Raw genomic sequence first — 18,181 nt, forward strand, 5'->3', positions numbered from 1 at the left:
AAAGTAGAGCGCAACGCGCGATCTGGCGCATCCGTTGTGCGGAATTTATAGTTATTTCATTTCGCCAGGCTAGACGAACCTCAATTAAAGCACAGGTGGACCGCTGAAATGAACTGGGACGACTTGAGGATCTTTCTGGCCGTCGCAAGGTCCGGGCAGATCCTTTCCGCCGCCCGCAGGCTGGGGCTGAACCATGCCACCGTCTCCCGAAGGCTTGGCGCATTGGAGGAAGCGCTTGCCGTCAAGCTGGTGGACCGACGGACCACGGGGTGCGTTCTTACGCCGGCGGGCGAGAAATTCCTGGAAACGGCCGAGCGGGTGGAAGGCGAAATGCTCGCTGCCCGCGCGGAAATCGGCGAGGAGGATATCGCGGTTACCGGAACCGTCCGCCTCGGTGCGCCGGACGGCTTCGGCGTCGCCTATCTCGCCCCGCGCCTTGGCGAGCTGTGTATGCGCCATCCGGATCTGACCCTCCAGCTCGTGCCCGTGCCACGCGCCGTGTCCCTTTCGCGCCGCGAGGCTGACATGGCGATTACGGTCGACAGGCCGGAACATGGGCGGCTCGCAGCGCGAAAACTGGTCGATTACGAACTGGCCCTCTTCGCATCGCGGAACTATCTCGCAAGCACCGGCACACCGCGAACACCGGCAGAGCTTAAGGATAATGCGCTTGTCGGATATGTCGAGGACCTTGTCTATTCGGCGACACTCGCTTATGCCGACGAGATAGATCGCGCCTTCCAGCCGCGCTTCGAAATCGCCTCCTCCCTCGGCCAAACGGAGGCGGTGCGCGCGGGCGCCGGCATCGGCATTCTCCACTCATTCATCGCCCGCAGAGACCCGAACCTCATTCAGGTCCTGCCGGAACTGACCATCCGGCGCACCTATTGGCTGGTCATCCACGAAAGCGTGCGCGAATTACGTCGCGTCCGGACGGTTGCCGATTTCATTGTCGAATGCGTGGAGAAGGACCGGGCACACTTCCGTTAGGTCATTTTCGCGCGCTCACGGATACGTGAAACTACTGATAATAAAGCGTTTATTGTAACAATCATAAGCCTGTCCGCTCCAAACGAGCGATACCATTGCCGGCATCTTCAAACCCGAGAGGACCAACCCGTGACACCCGATTCCCCATCAGGAAATAAACGGCCGATCGCCCGCCTGTTCATTGCCACGAATATCTTTGCCCTTCTGTCGCTTGCCTTCGTCGGCTTCGCCTGGCTGATGTATGGCAACGCCCAGGATGATGTCCGAAACGCCTATGACAACCGCTATCGGTCTTACCTTCTGGCCGACGAGCTTCGCCAAAGCTCGGACGACCTGACGCGTCTGGGGCGTACATATGTCGTCACCGGAGATGCTAGCTACGAAAAGCAGTATTTGGACATTTTGGCGATCCGCAACGGTGAAAAATCCCGGCCGGAGGCGTATCACCGCATTTACTGGGATTTTGTGGCGGCGGGCAAAAAGCCCCGCCCGGACACGGAAGCCGTGCCACTGCTCGATCTTATGAAGGAAGCGGGCTTCACCGACGCTGAATTCGAGAAGCTGGAGCAGGCGCAGGCCAATTCCGACGGCCTCGTTCAACTCGAAGTCAAGGCGATGAACGCGGTAAAAGGTCTCTTCGAGGATGTAAACGGCGAATACACAACGAAGAAAGAACCGGACCCAGATCTTGCGCAGGAACTTCTTCACTCCAGACAGTATCACACCTACAAGGCTGACATCATGCAGCCGATCGATGAGTTCTTCGTTCTTCTGGACAAGCGCACGCAGGGCGCGATCGACGCAGCACTTTCAAGCGCCGCCTTTTACAGGAACGTGCTTCTGGCGGCTATCGCGGCTGTCGTGATTGCCTTTGCCGGTCTTTCCTACCTCGTGTTCAATCGCATTCTGCGGCCCATCGGCCGTCTGAGCGAGGCCATGTACGGCCTTGCAAGGAATGACCTGGAAACGGTCGTCATAGGCACCGACCAGGCCGACGAGGTCGGCGAAATGGCGAAATCGGTTCAGGTCTTCAAGGACAGCCTCATTGAGGCGGAAACCCTTCGCCGCGATCAGCTGAGCGATCAGCAAAGCCGCACGAAAAGGCAAAAGGCGATCGAAGACGCCATTGACAGCTTCGACAGCAACGTGTCGCTATCGCTCGCCGCCGTCGCGAACGCTACCGGGGAGCTGCGCAGTACCGCCGGCAGCATGTCCGCCACGGCGGAGGAGACCAGCCGACAGGCCACATCGGTGGCAGCGGCGACAGATCAGGCATCCAGCAACGTTCAGACAGTCGCCTCCGCCACCGAGGAGCTTGCCTCCTCGATTGACGAAATCGGCCGGCAGGTATCAACCTCGGCGGAAATCGCCCGCAAGGCGGTGGAAGACGCGGAGCGGACCAATGCACAGGTTCAGGAATTGAACGAAGCGGCCAATCGCATCGGCGACGTCATCAAACTCATCAACGACATTGCCGCGCAGACGAACTTGCTTGCCCTTAATGCAACCATCGAAGCCGCGCGCGCCGGCGACGCCGGTAAGGGCTTTGCCGTTGTCGCGGCAGAGGTCAAGGAACTTGCCGATCAGACGGCAAAGGCCACGGAGGAAATCGGCGGTCAGATCAACGGTATTCAGACCGCCACCACCGACAGCGTAAAGGCGATCGAGAACATCTCGAAGACGATCCGCTCGATCGACGAAATCGCCACGGGCATTGCATCCGCTGTCGAGGAACAGACGATCGCGACACAGGAGATTAGCCGCAACATCCAGCACGCTTCGGCGGCATCGGCAGAAGTTTCGGATAATATCTCAGGCGTCACCCAGGCCGCAGGTCAGACAGGTTCCGCCGCCTCCCAAGTGCTTTCGTCTTCGGACAGCTTGTCGGAAGAAGCGGAAAAGCTGCGGTCCGAAATCGACCGGTTCCTGGAAGCCGTGCGCGCGGCCTGACCGCGAACATAGCCAGACCGGCTTATCCATTAACCGGCTCCGTGCTAATGGAAGCTTGGGGCCGGTTCCCTTTTGGCGGCACGTTTTTAGGTGCCGTCCAGGGAATTTTCGACAGTGTCCTTCACGAAAGTGGAAGCGCTTTGATGATAAGAAGTCGCTCCGGGACAATCCCCGAAGGGCCGCATTTCATGACATGCATCAGACGACTGCACCTGTTCCATCGCCAAGGCTCACGCGAGCGATTGGCGGTTTCGACACATTTTCTCATCAACGGCTTCGTTGTTGGAAGCTGGGCACCGAAAATTCCGGAACTTGGCCAACGCTTGTCGATTTCCGAGAGTGTCCTTGGCCTGATGATCCTTGCATTCGGGATAGGTTCCTTGACGATGATGCCGGTCATGGGGCCCCTGATCGCGCGCTTCGGTTCGGCAAGACCCATGAAGTTTGCCGCAATAGCGCTGTCGCCGACGCTCCTTTGGCTGACGCTGGCGCCCGAAATCCCGCTTGCCGCCGCGGCCCTTTTCCTGCTTGGCGGCTTCGTGGGCGCAATGGATATCGCGATGAACGCGAACGCTGTGGCGACAGAGCAGCACCTTCGCCGCGCGATCATGTCATCCTGCCACGGCTTCTGGAGCTTTGGAGGCTTTATGGGCGCCACCGCCGGTGGCCTCATGATCGAAGCAGCGGGTCCGCTATGGCACGCAACAGCGGTCATGGCGATAGCCAGCGCGTTGACGCTTGTCGTCTGGCCGCTCGTCTTTGAAGACAAGCCGGCGGAATCAACGCAAATGCACAAAATCCGCCTGCCGCGATCGCTGCTTGCCTACCTGATCGGCCTGATGGCGCTCTTTTCCATGGTGCCGGAAGGCGCGGTGCTCGATTGGGGCGCCCTCTACCTCAGGCAGGCGTTCAGCGCCGACATCGCGACATCCGGGCTTGCCTTCGGCGCTTTCGCCGCAGCGATGGCGACTACGAGGTTCGCCGGCGATATATTGCGCAACAGATTCGGCGCGGTTTCAACCTTGCGCATTTCCGCGCTGATCGCTTTTGCCGGTCTTTTTTCGGCTGCGCTTGCTCCTCACCCGGCACTCGCTATCGCTGGTTTTGCGCTCAGCGGCATCGGCATTGCCAACGTGGCGCCGATTCTTTTTTCGGCGGCGGGAAACCTGCCGGGTCTTGCACCCGGCATCGGGCTCTCTCTCGTCACTTTCATGGGTTACTCTGGCCTGCTCGCAGCTCCTCCCGCAATCGGTTTCGTTGCGGAAAGCACCGGCTTCAAGGTCATTTTCGCGGCCCTCGCCCTTCTCCTTCTCGCGGTCTTCGCCAAGGCCGAAGTCGCCCGTCACGCTGACATGCGACAGCCGGAAAAGGCGTGAGGGATCAATTTCTCGCATCCACCGGCCCGTCCGGTGTCAGTTCGATGCCCGTCAAACGGCGGTCGAGATGCCTGGCCCGCCAGGCCAGCAGCTTTTCCGCGTAGTGAAGGCGTATTGACTGATAGGCAGGCTCGTCCGCCACGTTGCGCGTTTCGTCCGGGTCTTCGGCAAGGTCGAAGAGCACCGGCGGTAACCCGGCGAAATGCGCGTATTTCACCTGATCGTCGCGGATGACCGCCATATTGCAGGCATCGAGTTCAAGACCCAGCTTTTCCTGCGCCGTTTTATCCGCGACCTCGCGGAAGTCATACTCCCAGTGTACCGCGTCGCGCCAGTCGTCCGGCACTTCACCGTCGAGGAAAGGAACAAGCGAACGTCCATCGAGCCAGCCGATCGGTTTCGCGCCGATCAGTTCCAACAGCGTTGGCATGATATCGATTGATTCCGAAAAGGCCTCGATCTTCCGGCCATGCGTGCCTGGCCTGAGTGGATCACGGATGACAAGCGGAATATGAAAACTCTGGTCGTAAAAGCCCAGTTTCGAAAAAAGCTGGTGATCGCCCATCATCTCGCCGTGGTCCGAAGTCAGCACGATGACGGTGCTTTCCCACGCGCCTGCGGCTTTCAATAGCGAAACGAGCCGCCCGATCTGCGCATCGACTTCGGAGACCATACCCCAATATGTCGCCCTTATCCAGCGTCGGGTCGCCTCGTCCCAATCCGCGACCATGCCGCGTGCACCACGGATGAAATCATGCTTCTCCTGGCTCTCGATCGCATATTTGACGAAGCCATGCAGATTGGCCGCCTCGGCGGGTGATTTCGCGCCGCGAAAGTCGGGCCCGTCGGAGGGGCCATACATCGAGGCATATGGTTCGGGAACTATGAATGGCGGATGCGGGCGAATGAAGCTCAAGTGCGCAAACCAGGGCGTACCGGTTTCAAGGCCGGAATTTCGCTCAGACAGCCAGCGTGAAAACTCATCGACGAGGAATGCCGTCTCCGTTTCATCCGCAGAATAAATGGGAGGCTTTCCCGAGGGCGGGTCGGCAGGTCCCTCGACGGGCAACCACACATCCTGCTTCGGTGTCGGCAGTTGCCTGCCTCTCGCCTCCAGCCAGGAAAGCCATGGTGCGTGATCTTCCGGCACACGCACCTTCACGCTCATGCCCGGCAGGATGCCCTCGTAGGTTCTAAGCCACGGATCGTCACCGGATACAGTGCGCGGGTCGACGGATTGATCCGTATAGCCGAACAGCGTGGGATCATAGCCGGCACGCCTTGCCGCCAGCGCTATCGTGTCGTGCCGCGCATCGAGCGGCGTTCCGTTCCTGACCACCCGCGTCGTCATCTGATAAAGGCCGGTATAGAGGCAGGCGCGCGCCGGCGCGCAAGGAGCAGCCTGGCAATAATGGCGCGAGAAATAGACCCCCTCGCCCGCCAGTGCGTCGATATTCGGCGTTTTCACCACCGGATGGCCGGCTATTCCCAGACAATCGCCACGCCACTGATCGGCGGTGATCAAAAGGACGTTCGGCTTCATCGTTGGCGCGCCTTTCGCTGCGTTTGAACAATCGCACCGATCAACGGCCACAAAGTCGATCTGACATTTGGCGATGATTTTCGGGCTCGCGGAGACTTTCAAGAAACCGCGCCCCATGCAAGCGGTGAACGCAGCGTCGAATGGACGTGATGTTCGCCCGACATATTTTACCCGGAAGATATTCTCGCGGCATATTCCGCCCTACCGGAGGAAAAGAAATGACCTGGATGCCTGGAAACGACCCCGCCCCGGGAGACGCCAGCGCCTGTGATGTGATCGATACGTTGATCGTCCCACGCGCCCGCGATCTTGGCGGGTTCGAGGTGCGCCGCGCCCTGCCCTCGGCAAAGCAGCAAATGGTTGGTCCTTTCATCTTCTTCGATCAGATGGGCCCGGCGGAATTCCTTGAAACCGGTGGTATCGACGTTCGCCCGCATCCGCATATCGGGCTTGCGACCGTCACCTATCTCTTCGACGGCGAGATCCACCACCGCGATAGCCTTGGGTCCGATCAGGTCATCAAGCCCGGTGAACTGAACTGGATGACGGCGGGCAACGGTATCGTTCATTCGGAGCGCGAGGATGCGGCGCGCAAGAAAACGGCGCGGAAGATCTTCGGCATCCAGAGTTGGGTCGCCCTGCCAAAGCATATGGAAGAGACAGCACCCGCCTTCGAGCATCACGGGCTGCATGCGCTGCCCGTCATCTCCGACGGCGGGGCGGAAGTACGCGTGATCGCCGGCGAACTTTACGGGGCGCGGGCGCCGGTCTCTACCGCCAGCGAGACGATCTATGCCGATATCACGCTCAATGCAGGAGGTCGGATGCCGATCGACGCAACGCACGAAGAACGCGCGGTCTATACCGTCGAAGGAGAGATCACGATTTCGGGTGATAAATTCGGGCCCGGCCAACTTCTCGTCTTCAAGCCGGACGACACGATCACGGTTACGGCCGATGCCCCTGCCCGCTTCCTGCTGCTCGGTGGAGAGCCCATGGACGGCCCACGCTACATCTGGTGGAACTTCGTTTCCTCGTCAAAGGAACGGATCGACCAGGCGAAGGAAGATTGGAAGCGGATGCGGTTCGACACCGTTCCGGGCGATACCGAGGATTTCATCCCCTTACCCGAGAAGTAATCTTCTACGGCATGACAATGAAAAAGGCTGCCGGTGTCAGACACCGTGCAGCCGCGCACTGTTTGATCCACTTCCCCAAACTCTTGTCACTTGATATGGCCTTCACATTCAAATAATCATATTTTTAGATAGAAATCTTGGAGGAAGCCATGACCGAAGGTTCGTTACTCACGAGGCGCGCATTCGCCAAAGGCATGGCCGCATATGGCGCGGCGGCAGTAATATCTCCAGCGCTTCCCCGCCAGACCTTCGCACGCGAAGCGTTTGTCCTCGGCGAGGCGACCGTCGAGACGCTGAGCGACGGCCATCTGGTGCTTCCTATCGATTTTCAGTACGGCGATGCACCCAGGGAGGAACTTGAGGCGCTCCTGAAAGCACACGATCTGCCGATCACGGTATCCGAACCCGATTGCAACCTCACGCTCTTGCGCGATGGCGGGCGCATTGTTCTTTTCGACGCCGGCTCAGGCTCGCGTTTCGTGCCGTCCGCCGGCAAAATGATGCACGCTTTCAAAGAGATCGGGCTTGACCCTTCGCAGGTCACCCACGTCGTCTTCACCCATGCCCATCCCGATCATATCTGGGGCATTCTGGACGACTTCGACGACGTGATGTTCCCGGATGCCGAACTGATGATCTCGGCCGCCGAATGGGATTACTGGTGGAATCCGGCAACCATCGACACACTGCCCGAGGCACGAAAGCCCTTCGCCGTCGGCGCAAAACGCTCGCTCGAGGCTATCGAGGATCAGGTAACGCGCTTTCATCCGGGCGAGGAAATCCTGCCCGGCGTTCTGGCGCTTGATACCAATGGCCATACGCCCGGACACATGTCCTTCGAAATCGCGAAAGGAGGCGAAAGCGTGCTGGTGCTGGGAGATGCCATCACGCACGCTTATATTTCCTTCGCGCATCCGGAATGGCCGAATGGCGCCGATCATGACACTGAAAAGGGTATCGCAACGCGCAAGCTCCTGCTCGACAAGCTGGCGCTTGAGCAAACTCGAATTATCGGTTTTCACCTGCCCTATCCAGGTTTCGGCCGCGTTGAAAAATCCGGCACCGCCTACCGTTATGTGGCCGACACGAAATAATCTCCGGATGTCATGTTTGGGGTGCAACTGGCGCGAATCTCCGCCATATGAATGGCGATGAGCAACACGGTGACGGCATTTATCGCCGATGGATGATCTCGGCGTATTCGCAGGATTGTTCGCGATTTCCTTTGCAGCCGCGACTGTCTTTCCCGCTCAGTCGGAAATCGCGCTGACCGGGCTGATCGCAACGACGGCCCACTCCACCGCACTGCTCGTCATCGTGGCGAGCATCGGGAACACGCTTGGTTCCGTCGTCAATTGGGTCATCGGCCGCGGCGTGGAGAGTTTTCGGCACAAACGCTGGTTTCCCGTCTCGGAAAAGATGCTGGATCGCGCCAGCCGCTGGTATCATCGCTGGGGCCGCTGGAGCCTGTTGATGAGTTGGGCACCCTTCATCGGCGATCCATTGACTGTTGCCGCGGGCGTGCTGCGCGAACCGCTCTGGAGCTTCGTCCTGCTTGTGACGATTGCCAAAACAGTTCGCTATATTCTCGTCGCCCTGGCGACCCTCAGCGTCATTTAGGATCAGTATTCGGCGCTCGCCACATCGTCGACGATCTCCTGAAGGAAAGCGTTGATCTTCTCCGAAATGGCTTCGCTCGCCTGCGATGGGTCGAATACCGGTTTACGATAGCCAACGTGAACGGTGCCCGGCTCTGCTTTCGTTTCATAAATGAAGACGAGATAGGGGCAGATCGAAAGATTTTGCGGATTGGCGTTCACCGCTTCATGGGTCAGCTTCGCCGAGCAAAACTGGACGTATTTCGCGTTTAGGTAGGGCGACAGGCCTCCCGCCGTGGTCACGCCGCCGGCAGCCTCCGCCGTTCGCTCCAGCATCTTGTCGACATGGCCGGTGTAGTCGATCACGAGGCCGCGGCCAATGACGGCGTCCTGCAGTTCGAGCATGACATCCTCGAAGGTTGCTTTCACCGCTTTCGTGGTCTGGTTTTCCTGCGTGGCTTGAGCGCCGGCGGGAGCAAGAAATGCGAGGGCGAAGAGACAGGCCATTGCGAAACGGTTCATGATATCCTCCCTAACTCGTTGCGGGTCCTGTGTGCGGGGAAGTGGAAAGTGGAGCAGAAGAAGCTGGCGCATACCGCAGAAGGCGATCCGCCAGGCCGGCCGAAAGCCACATGGCAAGAAGTGCTACCCAGGCCGTGAGCGACAGGACGGAGCCTCCTGTGATCCCGGCCCCGACGGCGCAGCCACCGGCAAGCATCCCGCCAAATCCCATCAGAACCGCACCGGCGAGATAGCGCGCCATGCCCGTTTCCGGCGAAAAACTCTGCAGCTTGAACGTGCCGGACGTGACGGCTGCCAGCATGGAGCCTGCGAACACGCCCGGCACGAGGCCGATGCCAAAGCTGAACGGCAGGTCGGGCGTATTGATAAGCGCCATCAATGTATCGGCGGAAGGGCCTGTAAACGTTATGCTCTCAACCGGGACGGGGTCGAAGGCCACTTGCGAAAGCGCTGAAGTGAAGGCCCATCCGCCAGCGACACTCAAACCCACGATTGCACCGAAGACGAGCTTCGATACCGGCGTTTTCCGGGCGAATGCGATGGCGAATGCCAACGCGACAATGGCAAGGCCCGCCACTTCGCCAGCGAAGGGCGGCAACTGAGCGGAGAGGTTTCGCGTTGCGGGACCGACGATCCACCAGCGCGAAATTTCTTCCCGCAAGGGTGAGAGCGCTCCGCTCAGCGAAGCCTGAGCAGCGACCGTCAGCAAAAGGCCGGTCACGAGCGCGCGCATGTTACCCGTGGCGGATAAGACCAGAAGCCTGCTTGCGCAGCCACGCGCCAGGATCATGCCCGTTCCGAAAAGCGCTCCGCCGATGATCGCTCCCGACATCGATCCCGCGCTGGATAGCTGCCGGATCGAAACCTCGTCCAGCATGCCGCCGCCGACAAGCAGTTGTACCGTCAGCAATGCTGCGCCGAAGACAACGAGCCAAACCGGAAACCTCGAGCCGATCTTCAGGTTCCAGAATTCGATCGTTGCCGCCCTCAGGCAGAATTCGGACCGCTGGGCGGCGAAACCGAACATCAATCCGACGGCCAGACCGCCGATTGCCGCCTTGGCCGTATCCGAAATCAGGTCGGAGGTCAGAAATGCTTCCACGCCAAGGTTCCCAAGGCCAAAACACATTCGAATATAAGCATATTATTCGGCAAACCGACATCCCGATTTGTCCAAAATCAAACCGGCGCGCCTTTTCCTGAAAATCGCACGGAAGAACAGGTCATTGGTGCAGCGAAATCAGACGACGAAATCCTCTGAGCCAACGGCGGCTTCGGATGGTGTGCAGTTGGCCGGGTCCGCGCTTTCGGACCGGCGGCCGGAAACGAAGCAGGCTCGGGACCGACCGCCGAATTATAGATAGTTGCACCGTCATACACCCGGCGTTGGGCAAGGCGTTAATGGATCGACGCCACCCGGATGGATTAATTGCGGCGCTATGCGCGCGCCCTCAAGAACGGTGCCAGAGCGGCAGGATCAGGTCCTTGAGCGGTTCCAGAACCGAACCCCGCACGAGGATATGCAACCCCAGATATGCGCCAATGAAAATCGAGACGAGCGCTACCGGCGCCGACCATGCAAGCATCGATGCCGCCGATACACCCTGCCCTATCGTGCAGCCCAGCGCCGTCACGCTGCCGAAGCCCATAAGCATGCCGCCCATGATCTGGCGGCGCATTTCGCGCGCATCGTCGCAGGCTTCCCAACGGAAATAGCGTTGCGCGAGCGTTGTAACCGCCGCCCCCGTCAACACTCCGAAGACGGCACCGATACCGAATTTCAGTGTCGCACCGCTCATCACCATCACATACATGATCGCCTCACCGAGAGGAGCGGAAAATGTGAAGGATTCAAGCGGATAGGTCTCGAATTCATCGGGCGCGAGATATCCGGTCACGAACCAGCCGGATGTAACCACCACACCAACCAGAAGGCCGGAGGCGATCAGGCGCGGCCGCGTTCGGAACGTCGGGCTTGCCAGGCAGAAGCCGGCAAGGATCGCTGCAAATATCAGCGCCCACAGATGAACGGGGCCGCCCAACATGCTGGATGCCGAATGGGCGAAGCTTGCCGGAGTATCGCGCGGGCCAGGGTCGGGGAAAGCGGCGACGCGCAGATACGCTCCAGCACCTCGCACGGTGGCATAAGCTGTAATCCCCATCACGAGGAATGTGACGACGGATTTGAGGTCACCTCCGCCGATCCGAGCCAGAGTGCCGAAACCGCAAGTGCCAACGAATGCCATGCCGATGCCGAACATCAAACCGCCAGCGATTGTGGCGAGCACCGTGACCGGAGAGGCGATGTAGAAGGACTGCGAAACGTCGATGAAACCGAAGAAATCGAGGCCATAGGTCCCGGCGATGGCCACGGCGATTGCCAGCCCCCACATCCTGATGCGGGAAGTATCTGCCCCGAAACAGGCATCTTCGATCGCGCCAAGCGTGCAAAAGCGGCCCCAGCGCGCCGCGAAACCCAATAGGCAGCCGCCGGCGAACCCGCCGAGTGCCGCTATCGTTCCGGGCGACCATTCTTCCATGCGCCCCTCCCATTCAATATTTTGATTGTGTGAAACCGTAGGGAGAAAAATACGCGGCGGCAAGATCGGCCAAATACCGACTGACAAAACGCGAAATCAAGTCCGGGATGCTGGCGGCCCGATGGCAAGGCTGTTCCTGTCTATTTCGCGCAGAACATGCTGTAGATCACGCGGATCATTTCGCGGGCCCGGTCGTCCGCAAGCGAATAATAGATGGTCTTGCCCTCGCGGCGGGTCTTGACGATCCCTTCAAGCCTCAGTCTTGCCAATTGCTGGGAAACGGCGGCCTGGCGCGCGGAGAGCATCTCCTCGAATTCCGTGACCGAGCACTCGCCTTCTGCCAGACGGCAGAGAATGATCAGGCGCCCCTCATGAGCAAGGGCTTTCAAGAAGTCGGTCGCTTCTTTCGCGCTGGTGATCATATCGTCAATGTCGCGCGAGGCCGCGCCCTGTTCATCTAGAATCGTATCTGCCATGGGTACGTTCGACATTTTGGGTTACGAGGCTTCGTCTCTCCTGTTTAGTGCCTCTTGCACCATTTGGCCAAGCAGGCCCCAGAAAAAATCTTCACCCGGGTAGCCCTGAATCCGGCCGACTTCCTTTCCGTCCTTCATCAATACGAAGGTCGGCGTGAAGTGGCCCTTCGAAATTGCCCTTAGGTCCTCCGGCGCCTGTTTGTGGATGTCCACGCGGCGAAGGGGAAACCTTTGTCCCTCTTCCGTCTTCGGGTAAATCGGGCCGATTTCTTCGTGCCACACGGCGCACCAATGGCACCCTGCCTGCTCGAACATGACAAGTTCCTCGGCCTTTGCCGGAGTCCAGCAAAAAATCGCCAACAGAAGAATTGTGCCGACAGCCCTTATGATGACCATCATCGGGCCTCCGTAGAAGTCTCAATGAATTGCATGATTGTCCTACCACGTTATCGTGATATATAGAAACAAATTATAATATGTGAATGTATTTGGAGGAAACGTGACGTGGACCTGTCCGTGACATGGGCTGGCGCGCTTCTGGCGGGGTTGATTTCATTCGCCTCACCGTGCGTGCTCCCGTTGGTTCCCCCGTATCTCTGCTTTCTTGCCGGCGTCAGCCTGCAGACGCTGACTGGCGAGGATAGCGGCGGCGTCCATTCCGGACGGATCGTCGCATCGGCGGTGGCTTTCGTGCTCGGTTTTGCGGCCGTGTTCGTAAGCCTCGGCGCAAGCGCATCGCTGATCGGCTCCTTCGCGGTCGATCATTTGACGGAACTGGGCTATGTGGCGGGCGCGATCATCCTGATTCTCGGCCTGCATTTCCTCGGCATCTTCAAGATCGGCATCCTCTCGCGCGAGGCCCGTTTCCAGACGAGGGAAAAACCGGTCGGTCTGGTCGGTGCGTTCGTCGTCGGTCTGGCCTTCGCCTTTGGCTGGACGCCTTGCGTGGGTCCCGTCCTCGCGGCGATCCTCTTTGTCGCGGCAGGCGAGGCGGAAGCGTTCAAGGGCGCCTCCCTCCTTTTCGCCTATTCGCTTGGTATCGGCATTCCCTTCATCGTCGCAGCCCTTTTCGCCGGTCCCTTCGTGAACGCCATGAAGCGTTTCCGCCGTCACATGGGCATGGTCGAAAAGGTGATGGGAGGCGCACTCGTCCTTACCGGTATTCTGTTCCTTACCGGATCGATGCAGACGATGTCCTACCTGCTTCTGGAATATTTCCCCGGCCTTGGAAAGCTCGGATGAGGTCGCACAAAGGGAGTGAGACATGCGTTTGACAGCCATTTTCGCCGGCGTATTCATCGCAATGAGCGCGGTCGTGAACGCCGCCGAAATGGGCGATGACGGGCTTCACAAAGAGCCCTGGTTCTCCACCACCTTCAAGGATGTCGCAGAAGACATCGAAGCGGCGACGGAAGCCGGCAAACGACTTGCCATCATCTTCGAGCAACGCGGCTGCGCCTATTGCAGGAAGATGCATGAAGAGGTCTTCAGCGACCCGAAGGTCGCGGCATACATCTCGGAAAACTTCATGGTCGTCCAATACAACCTCTTCGGCGACGAAGAGGTGATCGACATCGACGGAGAAGAGCTTTCCGAAAAGACGGCGGCTCGCAAATGGCGCGTCGTGTATACGCCCACCATTCTTTTCATGCCGGAAGTGGCGGGCGAAGATTCGAATGCCGGCGCCGCCGCCGTGTCGGTCATGCCCGGCGCCTTCGGCAAAGGCACCACCCTGCACATGTTCCAATGGGTGAAGGAACGCGGATACGAGGGCGAAGAGCATTTTCAGAAGTATCACGCCCGCAGGCTCGAAGAAATGGGCGCCGAAGGAAAAACTGACGATTAATCAACAATCTGGACGGTTATGCGGCGGCAGGACCAGGCATTATTCCGCATCGCATTATATATACTTATTCATATTAATGAATTTTTGATTGTGTTCTTGTGCGCGGTGTAGTTACCTAGAGGCACAACGAGATGCTCACAAAAGCTCAATGTCTCGCGGAGGAAAACGATGAGGGTAAGGCCGACGTTCGCATTATGCGCGGCGACATTCCTGGTAGGGGGCATCCTTGCGGCAGGGGCGGCGGAAGTCGCGCCGGATAAGGTCGTCTTCAAGGATGACTTCGAAGTCGTCGACAGCCTGACCGGACAACCAGGCGATCCGATGAACGGACGTGAAGTCTTTGCGGACCGCAAGCTCGGCAATTGTCTCGCCTGCCACGTGAACAGCGATATGGCCGAGCTTCCCTTTCACGGGGAGGTTGGACCGGAAATCGATGGCGTTGCGTCGCGTTATAAGCCGGCGCAGCTGCGCGCGATCGTCGTCAACTCCAAGAAAGTCTTCGGGTCCGAGACGATCATGCCGTCCTTCTACCGGTTGGAGAACGGCGCGCGGCCCATGGCGGAATTTCAGGGAAAGACGATCCTCACCGCCCAGCAGGTTGAGGATGTCGTCGCGTATTTGACGACCTTGAGCGACTGAACCCTCTGCGAATTGAAAAACGGAGAACCGTGATGGAACTGAACAGACGCCAGATCATGGCGCTTGGCGTAGGCTCCGCCGCTTTCGCCACGACGATGTCGCTGTCGTTACCCGCCCTTGCGGCCAATGACGCGCAGGCCCTGATAAACGCTTTCACCGGCGGGGCAGAAGCCGGCGAAGGGGCGCTGTCCCTGGATGCGCCCGAGATCGCCGAAAACGGCAACACCGTCCCGATCGAGGTGACGGTCGACAGTCCCATGACGGACGATGACTACGTCGAAGCGGTGCTCATCGTCGCGAATGGAAACCCGAATGCCTCTGTCGCCACCTTCCATTTCACGCCAATGAGCGGCGAGGCGCTTGCCTCCACACGCATCCGCCTTGCCAAGACACAGGATGTGATCGCGGTCGCCAGGATGAGCAACGGCACCTTCGCGATAGACCGCAAGACGGTGAAGGTCACCATCGGCGGCTGCGGCGGCTGATTTTCCCAGGAGAATTCGAATGGCAAACGTGAAACCCCGTGTGAAGGTCCCGAAGTCGGCGGATGCCGGCGAGATCATCACCATCAAGACCCTGATCAGCCACCCGATGGAATCCGGCCAGCGCAAGGATAAAGAGGGCAACCTGATCCCGCGCCAGATCATCAACAGATTCAGTTGCGAGTTCAACGGCACGCCGGTTTTCGCTTGCGATATCGAGCCGGCGGTCTCCTCCAATCCCTATTTCGAGTTCAAGGCCAGGGTGCCTGAAAGCGGCGAGTTCAAGTTCATCTGGGTCGACGATGACGGTTCCGTCTACGAGGAAACGAAGAAGATCGAGGTGAAGTGAGCCGCTGGTTCTTCGCCTGCCGGTTCGATTGGGAGGAAACGATGCCTTTGAAGGTCTTCAGTAAGATCGCGCTATTTTCAGGTGCCGCACTTGCCGCGACCGGCATTGCGGTTGCCGATCCGGACGAGAACAAGCTCTTCATCGACGGCGAGGAAATCGCCACCGATGTGGCCGCACCGGAGGGAAGCCCCTTCGACCGGCTTTACTCCGGCTGGCGCTTCCGCACGTCCGAGACCCAGGCTCTTCAGGCCGACGATTTCGAGAACCCTGCCTTCGCAGCGATCACGCTCGCAGAAGAGTTGTGGGAGACGGCGGAAGGGTCGGAAGGAAAATCCTGCGCGTCCTGTCATGGCGATGTATCGGAAGGCATGAAGGGCGTGCGCGCCAGCATGCCGAAATGGTCGCAAGCTGCCGGCAAGCCGCAGACGTTGGAAAACCATATAAACACTTGCCGTACCGATCGTATGGGCGCGGATGCCTGGAAATGGGAATCCGAAGAGATGCTGGCGATGACGGCTCTGGTCGGCCTTCAGTCGCGTGGCATGCCGACGAGCGTCCAGACGGATGGCCCGATGCAGGAATGGTGGGAAAAGGGCAAGGATCTCTATTATACCCGTGTCGGCCAGCTCGACATGGCCTGCGCCAATTGCCATGAGGCGAATTTTGGCAAGATGATCCGTGCTGATCACCTTTCGCAGGGCCATATCAACGGCTTTCCGGTCTACAGGTTGAAGTGGGGCGGGCTCGGCTCGATCCATCGTCGTTTCAAGGGCTGCATGGAAAATGTCCGGGCAGAGCCTTTCAAGCGCGGTTCGGACGAATTCATAGCCCTTGAGCTCTATGTCGCTTCGCGCGGTGAAGGCCTGTCGGTCGAAACGCCGTCGGTTCGAAACTGAAGCGACGACATCCGGCCGGCGCGGACGGGGCCGGTCGGGTATCGCCTCTCGTAAGAACAGAACGTATTCCCGCGGCTGAAGCTTCCGCCGTGCGGGAACGATATTCCGGATTTGGAGCCGAAGATGATTTCCAGGCGCGAGTTCCTGCAGGCCTCCGTGGCCGCAAGTGCCACCCTCGGACTTGGCGGAACGGGAAAGTTCGCGGCATTCGCCGCAACCCAGTCGATGACGCAAGACCAGCTTCTCGGCTTTGAGGATTTCGGCAACGTCACCCTCGTCCACATCACCGATATCCACGCGCAAGCGAAGCCGATCTACTTCCGGGAGCCCTCCATCAATCTGGGCGTTGGAGAACTAGCCGGCCAGCCGCCACATGTAACGGGAGCGGATTTCCTCAAGATCTACAATATCGAGCCCGGCTCACCCGAGGCTTACGCGCTGACCTCGGAGGATTTCGTCGCCCTTGCCAAAACCTACGGCCGCATGGGTGGGCTTGACCGGGTGGCGACGGTCGTAAAGGCGATCCGCGCTGCGCGCGGCGACAACATGCTGCTGCTTGATGGCGGCGATACCTGGCAGGGCTCCTATGTCTCGCACCACACGAACGGCGGCGACATGGTCGGGCTCATGAACCTGCTTCAGCCCGATGCGATGACGGCGCACTGGGAATTCACCTATGGCGAGGACCGGGTGCGCGAAATCGTGGACGCGCTTCCCTTTGCCTTCCTCGGCTCCAACATCTTCGACGCGGAATGGGACGAACCCGTCTTTGAGCATACGAAGATGTTCGAACGCGGGGGCGTCAAGGTCGCTGTCATAGGCCAGGCCTTCCCCTATCTTCCGATCGCCAATCCGGGCTGGATGTTCCCTTCCCTTTCCTTCGGAATTCGCGAAGAGGTTTTGCAGGAAAACGTGGATGCCGCCCGGGCGGATGGAGCGGAGCTTGTCGTTCTTCTCTCTCACAACGGTTTCGATGTGGACCGAAAGCTCGCAGGCCGCATTTCCGGCGTTGATGTCATCCTGACCGGGCACACGCATGATGCCCTGCCCGAGCCTGTAATTGTCGGCGACACGCTGTTGATCGCCTCCGGCTCGAACGGAAAGTTCGTGTCGCGTCTCGATCTTGATGTTTGCGACGGTGGCCTGAAGGGCTACAAGTACCGGCTTATTCCGATCTTTTCGGATGTCATCGCGCCTGATGCTGAGATGACGGCGGAAATCGATGCGACCCGCGAGCCTCACAAGGCGGAGCTTGAGCGAGTGCTCGGCAAGACCGAAAGCCTTCTCTACCGGCGCGGTAATTTCAACGGCACTTTCGACGATCTGATCTGCCAGGCGCTTCTGGAGGAGCGCGATGCCGATATTGCGCTGTCGCCCGGTTTCCGGTGGGGGACGTCCCTTCTCCCGGGTCAGGACATCACCGTGGAGGATGTCTTCAACGCGACCGGCATGACCTATCCGAACGCCTATCGCTCTGAAATGTCCGGAAAGCTCATCAAGGACATTCTGGAAGACGTCGCCGACAACCTCTTCAACCCCGATCCCTATTACCAGCAGGGCGGCGACATGGTCCGCGTCGGCGGCATGGGATACCGCATCGATACCTCCATGCCGATAGGCAGCCGCATCTCCGACATGACGCTGCTGAAGACAAGCGAGACGATCGACCCGTCAAAGACCTATGTAGTCGCAGGCTGGGCCAGCGTGAACGAGGATACGGAAGGCCCCCCTATCTGGGATGTCGTCGAAAATTATCTCGCCCGTGTCGGCACGGTCTCGCTGCAGGAAAACCGTTCGGTGAGGATCATCCAGTCCTGAGCGACGTCGGGAAGATA

19 protein-coding genes are annotated in these 18,181 nt (G+C 59.3%); 13 read left to right on the forward strand and 6 right to left on the reverse strand.

The genetic code is table 11. The features are described from left to right. Positions 1-108: 108 nt before the first annotated feature. The 3 genes from HPQ64_RS16505 to HPQ64_RS16515 all read left to right on the forward strand — a co-directional run bounded on the left by HPQ64_RS16505 (position 109) and on the right by HPQ64_RS16515 (position 4,316). A complete protein-coding gene (locus HPQ64_RS16505; protein ID WP_172889665.1) occupies positions 109-990 on the forward strand; it encodes a LysR family transcriptional regulator in 882 nt (293 codons plus the stop codon). Between the two features lie 129 nt (positions 991-1,119). After that, the gene (locus HPQ64_RS16510; RefSeq protein WP_343036049.1) at positions 1,120-2,940 is read left to right on the forward strand and encodes a methyl-accepting chemotaxis protein; all 1,821 of its coding nucleotides are present in this window, start codon (positions 1,120-1,122) and stop codon (positions 2,938-2,940) included. Positions 2,941-3,128: 188 nt separating this feature from the next. Beyond that, positions 3,129-4,316: an MFS transporter gene (locus HPQ64_RS16515; protein ID WP_172889666.1), complete on the forward strand. Its 1,188-nt coding sequence runs from the start codon at positions 3,129-3,131 to the stop codon at positions 4,314-4,316. A gap of 4 nt (positions 4,317-4,320) precedes the next feature. On the opposite strand, the gene HPQ64_RS16520 is transcribed toward HPQ64_RS16515, so the two are convergent. Further along, positions 4,321-5,859, reverse strand: coding sequence for an alkaline phosphatase family protein (locus HPQ64_RS16520; RefSeq protein WP_172889667.1), 1,539 nt, complete (start codon positions 5,857-5,859; stop codon positions 4,321-4,323). A 218-nt stretch (positions 5,860-6,077) separates the two neighbouring features. On the opposite strand from HPQ64_RS16520, the gene HPQ64_RS16525 reads away from it, so the two are divergent. The 3 genes from HPQ64_RS16525 to HPQ64_RS16535 all read left to right on the forward strand — a co-directional run bounded on the left by HPQ64_RS16525 (position 6,078) and on the right by HPQ64_RS16535 (position 8,618). After that, positions 6,078-6,998 (forward strand): pirin family protein, encoded by a 921-nt coding sequence (locus HPQ64_RS16525; RefSeq protein WP_172889668.1) that lies wholly within the window; start codon positions 6,078-6,080, stop codon positions 6,996-6,998. Positions 6,999-7,147: 149 nt separating this feature from the next. Beyond that, the gene (locus tag HPQ64_RS16530; RefSeq protein ID WP_172889669.1) at positions 7,148-8,092 is read left to right on the forward strand and encodes an MBL fold metallo-hydrolase; all 945 of its coding nucleotides are present in this window, start codon (positions 7,148-7,150) and stop codon (positions 8,090-8,092) included. 88 nt (positions 8,093-8,180) lie between these two features. After that, entirely contained in the window at positions 8,181-8,618 is a 438-nt protein-coding gene (locus HPQ64_RS16535) for a YqaA family protein (protein ID WP_172889670.1), read from the forward strand. A 2-nt stretch (positions 8,619-8,620) separates the two neighbouring features. Here the strand turns inward: HPQ64_RS16535 and HPQ64_RS16540 are convergent, their stop codons facing one another. From HPQ64_RS16540 to HPQ64_RS16560, 5 genes are all read right to left on the reverse strand, one after another. Then, entirely contained in the window at positions 8,621-9,118 is a 498-nt protein-coding gene (locus HPQ64_RS16540) for a DUF302 domain-containing protein (protein WP_172889671.1), read from the reverse strand. Between the two features lie 10 nt (positions 9,119-9,128). Continuing rightward, positions 9,129-10,220 carry a YeeE/YedE family protein gene (locus HPQ64_RS16545; protein WP_343036050.1) on the reverse strand — a complete coding sequence of 364 codons (1,092 nt, stop codon included), beginning with the start codon at positions 10,218-10,220 and terminating at the stop codon, positions 9,129-9,131. Positions 10,221-10,569: 349 nt separating this feature from the next. Continuing rightward, on the reverse strand, positions 10,570-11,658 hold the full coding sequence (locus HPQ64_RS16550) for a YeeE/YedE family protein (RefSeq protein ID WP_172889673.1): 1,089 nt from the start codon (positions 11,656-11,658) through the stop codon (positions 10,570-10,572). Between the two features lie 140 nt (positions 11,659-11,798). Then, positions 11,799-12,080, reverse strand: a complete 282-nt coding sequence (locus HPQ64_RS16555; RefSeq protein ID WP_376765765.1) for an ArsR/SmtB family transcription factor — start codon at positions 12,078-12,080, stop codon at positions 11,799-11,801. Between the two features lie 75 nt (positions 12,081-12,155). Next, the gene (locus HPQ64_RS16560) at positions 12,156-12,530 is read right to left on the reverse strand and encodes a hypothetical protein (RefSeq protein ID WP_172889675.1); all 375 of its coding nucleotides are present in this window, start codon (positions 12,528-12,530) and stop codon (positions 12,156-12,158) included. Between the two features lie 108 nt (positions 12,531-12,638). Between HPQ64_RS16560 and HPQ64_RS16565 the strand changes: the two genes are divergently transcribed. The 7 genes from HPQ64_RS16565 to soxB all read left to right on the forward strand — a co-directional run bounded on the left by HPQ64_RS16565 (position 12,639) and on the right by soxB (position 18,164). Beyond that, positions 12,639-13,376: a cytochrome c biogenesis protein CcdA gene (locus HPQ64_RS16565; RefSeq protein WP_172889676.1), complete on the forward strand. Its 738-nt coding sequence runs from the start codon at positions 12,639-12,641 to the stop codon at positions 13,374-13,376. 22 nt (positions 13,377-13,398) lie between these two features. After that, on the forward strand, positions 13,399-13,980 hold the full coding sequence (locus tag HPQ64_RS16570) for a thioredoxin family protein (RefSeq protein WP_172889677.1): 582 nt from the start codon (positions 13,399-13,401) through the stop codon (positions 13,978-13,980). Between the two features lie 168 nt (positions 13,981-14,148). Next, complete coding sequence (gene soxX, locus HPQ64_RS16575) at positions 14,149-14,619, forward strand: sulfur oxidation c-type cytochrome SoxX (protein WP_172889678.1); 471 nt, start codon at positions 14,149-14,151, stop codon at positions 14,617-14,619. A 29-nt stretch (positions 14,620-14,648) separates the two neighbouring features. Beyond that, entirely contained in the window at positions 14,649-15,104 is a 456-nt protein-coding gene (gene soxY, locus HPQ64_RS16580) for a thiosulfate oxidation carrier protein SoxY (protein WP_343036052.1), read from the forward strand. A gap of 19 nt (positions 15,105-15,123) precedes the next feature. Then, the gene (soxZ, locus tag HPQ64_RS16585) at positions 15,124-15,450 is read left to right on the forward strand and encodes a thiosulfate oxidation carrier complex protein SoxZ (protein WP_172889680.1); all 327 of its coding nucleotides are present in this window, start codon (positions 15,124-15,126) and stop codon (positions 15,448-15,450) included. Positions 15,451-15,491: 41 nt separating this feature from the next. Beyond that, on the forward strand, positions 15,492-16,346 hold the full coding sequence (soxA, locus tag HPQ64_RS16590) for a sulfur oxidation c-type cytochrome SoxA (protein WP_172889681.1): 855 nt from the start codon (positions 15,492-15,494) through the stop codon (positions 16,344-16,346). Positions 16,347-16,469: 123 nt separating this feature from the next. After that, a complete protein-coding gene (gene soxB / locus HPQ64_RS16595; RefSeq protein ID WP_172889682.1) occupies positions 16,470-18,164 on the forward strand; it encodes a thiosulfohydrolase SoxB in 1,695 nt (564 codons plus the stop codon). Positions 18,165-18,181: the final 17 nt, after the last annotated feature.

The sequence above is a fragment of the Hongsoonwoonella zoysiae genome, from assembly GCF_013266695.1.
Lineage (GTDB): Bacteria > Pseudomonadota > Alphaproteobacteria > Rhizobiales > Stappiaceae > Hongsoonwoonella > Hongsoonwoonella zoysiae.

Excerpts from the sequence above, each read along its gene's own strand:
- HPQ64_RS16540 (WP_172889671.1), bottom strand. The coding sequence starts at position 9,118 with ATGAACCGTTTCGCAATGGCCTGTCTCTTCGCCCTCGCATTTCTTGCT.
- HPQ64_RS16555 (WP_376765765.1), bottom strand. The coding sequence starts at position 12,080 with ATGATCACCAGCGCGAAAGAAGCGACCGACTTCTTGAAAGCCCTTGCT.
- soxZ (WP_172889680.1), top strand. The coding sequence starts at position 15,124 with ATGGCAAACGTGAAACCCCGTGTGAAGGTCCCGAAGTCGGCGGATGCC.
- HPQ64_RS16535 (WP_172889670.1), top strand. The coding sequence starts at position 8,181 with ATGGATGATCTCGGCGTATTCGCAGGATTGTTCGCGATTTCCTTTGCA.
- soxB (WP_172889682.1), top strand. The coding sequence starts at position 16,470 with ATGATTTCCAGGCGCGAGTTCCTGCAGGCCTCCGTGGCCGCAAGTGCC.
- HPQ64_RS16550 (WP_172889673.1), bottom strand. The coding sequence starts at position 11,658 with ATGGAAGAATGGTCGCCCGGAACGATAGCGGCACTCGGCGGGTTCGCC.
- HPQ64_RS16515 (WP_172889666.1), top strand. The coding sequence starts at position 3,129 with ATGACATGCATCAGACGACTGCACCTGTTCCATCGCCAAGGCTCACGC.
- HPQ64_RS16530 (WP_172889669.1), top strand. The coding sequence starts at position 7,148 with ATGACCGAAGGTTCGTTACTCACGAGGCGCGCATTCGCCAAAGGCATG.
- soxX (WP_172889678.1), top strand. The coding sequence starts at position 14,149 with ATGAGGGTAAGGCCGACGTTCGCATTATGCGCGGCGACATTCCTGGTA.
- HPQ64_RS16505 (WP_172889665.1), top strand. The coding sequence starts at position 109 with ATGAACTGGGACGACTTGAGGATCTTTCTGGCCGTCGCAAGGTCCGGG.
- HPQ64_RS16570 (WP_172889677.1), top strand. The coding sequence starts at position 13,399 with ATGCGTTTGACAGCCATTTTCGCCGGCGTATTCATCGCAATGAGCGCG.
- HPQ64_RS16520 (WP_172889667.1), bottom strand. The coding sequence starts at position 5,859 with ATGAAGCCGAACGTCCTTTTGATCACCGCCGATCAGTGGCGTGGCGAT.
- soxA (WP_172889681.1), top strand. The coding sequence starts at position 15,492 with ATGCCTTTGAAGGTCTTCAGTAAGATCGCGCTATTTTCAGGTGCCGCA.
- HPQ64_RS16560 (WP_172889675.1), bottom strand. The coding sequence starts at position 12,530 with ATGGTCATCATAAGGGCTGTCGGCACAATTCTTCTGTTGGCGATTTTT.
- HPQ64_RS16525 (WP_172889668.1), top strand. The coding sequence starts at position 6,078 with ATGACCTGGATGCCTGGAAACGACCCCGCCCCGGGAGACGCCAGCGCC.